Origin of the sequence: Candidatus Bandiella numerosa, assembly GCF_021811875.1 — a bacterium.
GTDB lineage: Bacteria > Pseudomonadota > Alphaproteobacteria > Rickettsiales > Midichloriaceae > Aquirickettsia > Aquirickettsia numerosa_A.
Genome location: NZ_JAJBJD010000149.1, coordinates 1 through 2,776 on the forward strand (window position 1 = coordinate 1; position 2,776 = coordinate 2,776).

Here is a 2,776-nt window from a genome sequence, read left to right on the forward strand (position 1 = left end):
TTTTGTTCAGCGCTAAAATTTCTTTTTTCTTTTTTACTCATACTTCTTATTTTTTATTTATATTTTTATATCTTTTAGGAAATAAAACTACTCTTTTTGTTGTCTGACTTTTTCAGTCCACTATAATTATACATCACGCAACTTGATAGGATGCATAAATACGTATTAAAAACTTTTCAAATCATGGAAGAGTATTGGAAAACACTATTAGCCACATTTTAAGAGAGGTATGACATGTCAGTAAATTTTATTAGCACAGCATCTTTAAATCAAAGTACTGAAAGAAATATTAGTAAAGTAGTAAATGAAAGAGATAATATTGGTAGGCAAGTTCAGACTGGTAAAAAATTTGAGAATATATATGACGCTTCTGCATCTGAAGCAAGTGACATAGTTAATATTCAAGAATCTATCGATGTCCAGAAAAAGGATGCGGAAATATTACAAAAAGGTTTTCGTAGAGTAAATGAAATGTCAGATGAGTTAGGTGGCATGACAAAATATTTAAAAGGCAAGTTACATGAATGGCAAATTCATATAAATGGAATTACAAATAACGATTTTACTTCAGAAATACAAAAAGAATTTGCTAAAGGCCTGCTTAGCGGAATGGGGAATTTTTTGAATAAAAAATCAATATATGATGGAACCTATTTATTTGCAGGAGAGAATATGGATACGAAACCTGTTGAATTATCTGGAAATTTTGATCCAGACAAATACTACTTAGGAAGTAAACACAATATGTCATTTTCATATGGTGATGAGCAGATAAAACTTGATTTTAATGCTGGAGACAATTCTGTAAAAGAAATTGTCAAATTATTTGCTAATGTTGAGAAAAGCGGTGCTAGTGATGTGAATGAAGTATTTGTAGAATTTGAAAAAGGCATTTATCAATTAATTGGAGCAAAGCAAAGGGTTGATTCAGTTAGTAAAAACTTAAAGCAATTTGAAGAAATGCAAAGGACAAGTATAGAAAGTAGCGCCAAGAGTTATGATGATGTCGCCAATATTCGTGAAGTTACTGGATACACCGAGTTACTGCAAGTATCAAAGCGACTTTCTGAAATTTACTCAAGTATAGGAGCTTTGTCTAAGAGCTTAGCTGATTATATACGTTTATAAAGTGGTTAACGGAGAAGTAGTGTATGTTGAAGAAAAAAGAAATAAAGGAAAATGATATTTTGGTTTTTCAAAATAAATTTGGCTCTATTGAGGTAAATACTAAACATAAAATTTTTTTCCCAAAGGGTTTAATCGGTCTTGCAGCTTTAAAAATGTTTTGCTTTGCTAATGCAAATAACGATAAATATAAGTCTTTCAAATTATTGCAATCTATAGAAAGTGGGCAATTGTGTTTTTTAATGTTACCTATATCTTTTAGCAATAGTATAATAAAGGGGCAAGATTTACTTGGTGCAATTAATACTTTGGAATTAATTAGAGATGAAGTTGCGATTATGTTGCTTTGCTCAACTAAAAATATTGATAATAAGTTGAAATTAGCTGTAAATGCTAGAGCTCCAATTTTCGTTAATCTATCTGAGCAGACTGCATTTCAGTATGTATTACATAACTCAAATTATAGTCTGGCACATCCATTATAAAAATTGTGCTTTTAAGCTTTCAATTTTTCAAATATTGATTATAATAAGTGCTATATATGCCATATACTTTTTTTTTGATTTATGAATAAGTTTTTAAAATCGTTCTTTTTGTGTTTTTTATTATTAAGCATGAGTAACTGCGCGGTTATAGGCATTGCAACTACTGCAACCACAGGAACCATCATAGCTGAGGACAGAAGCGTCGGCGATATTATAGATGATAAAAGTATGGCCATAAAAATTAGACATCAATATGTAAAAAACAGTGTAGATGGTTCGTTGAGAGGAGTTTCTTTAGAAGTATACGAGGGTAGGGTATTGTTGGTTGGTCATGTAACGTCTACTGAATATAAGGATGAGGCAGAGAAATTAGCTTGGGTGGTACGAGGAGTAAAAGAAGTTATTAATGATATAACTATTTCTGAAAAAAATGAGGCAAGTTTACCAGGAGATGTGTGGATATCGACAAAATTGAGGAGTAAATTTTTGGTTAACAAGGAAGTGCATTCAGTAAATTATAAAATTATGGTCTATAATAAAGTGGTATACCTTTTAGGAGTTGCAGAAACACAAAAAGAATTGGAAATTGCACTTAATGTTGCTGGAGAAGTTCAAGGAGTTGCAAAAGTTAAAAATTACATATTGGTTAAATCTGATATCAGAAGAGAGAGTTAATTACTTTGTTACTATTGCTTCTAGAATTATGAGGTAAATTTATGAATTATCTAGGTATTTTTTCAATAATTAGCTGCTAAAGAAATTTACAAAGCTCTTTTAAGAAAAAAGTTTTATATAATTTGGCTAGAAAAATAATTTGAATGAAGTATGTATATTAATAATCATCATTTATTTGTTGCATCTTATTAAATATTTAAGACCATTGCATAATAGGCAGAAAGAAACATATATGATAGAATGAAAAGATAAGTACATACGAAAGAGGAGGCAAAATGTCATTTTTAGTAAGAGAAGCAGAAGAACGTATAGAGAAGAGTAAGTTAGTGCGAATAGCAGGAGTGATTAATTGGAAGAGAGTGGGGTCAAAGATGGGAGATTTAGGGAGGTCTGGATATGGGCCACAAGGATATGACCCTATTAAATTATTCAAGGGACTGTTATTACAAGCATGGCATAATTTGAGTGACGAGGGGTTGGAAGAGGCACTT

4 protein-coding genes are annotated in these 2,776 nt (G+C 30.8%); all 4 read left to right on the plus strand.

Annotation, left to right across the window (positions count from 1 at the left end):
• Window positions 1-234 precede the first annotated feature (234 nt).
• Window positions 235-1,128 carry a hypothetical protein gene (locus L8D11_RS04805; protein WP_236870534.1) on the plus strand — a complete coding sequence of 298 codons (894 nt, stop codon included), beginning with the start codon at window positions 235-237 and terminating at the stop codon, window positions 1,126-1,128.
• 23 nt (window positions 1,129-1,151) lie between these two features.
• A complete protein-coding gene (fliW, locus tag L8D11_RS04810) occupies window positions 1,152-1,610 on the plus strand; it encodes a flagellar assembly protein FliW (protein ID WP_236870535.1) in 459 nt (152 codons plus the stop codon).
• Window positions 1,611-1,691: 81 nt separating this feature from the next.
• A complete protein-coding gene (locus tag L8D11_RS04815; protein ID WP_236870536.1) occupies window positions 1,692-2,285 on the plus strand; it encodes a BON domain-containing protein in 594 nt (197 codons plus the stop codon).
• Window positions 2,286-2,560: 275 nt separating this feature from the next.
• Window positions 2,561-2,776 (plus strand): transposase (locus L8D11_RS04820; protein WP_236870537.1); only part of this gene is annotated, 216 nt, incomplete at its 3' end.

Coding starts and splice junctions, on each gene's coding strand:
- fliW (WP_236870535.1), top strand. CDS start 1,152: ATGTTGAAGAAAAAAGAAATAAAGGAAAATGATATTTTGGTTTTTCAA.
- L8D11_RS04815 (WP_236870536.1), top strand. CDS start 1,692: ATGAATAAGTTTTTAAAATCGTTCTTTTTGTGTTTTTTATTATTAAGC.
- L8D11_RS04805 (WP_236870534.1), top strand. CDS start 235: ATGTCAGTAAATTTTATTAGCACAGCATCTTTAAATCAAAGTACTGAA.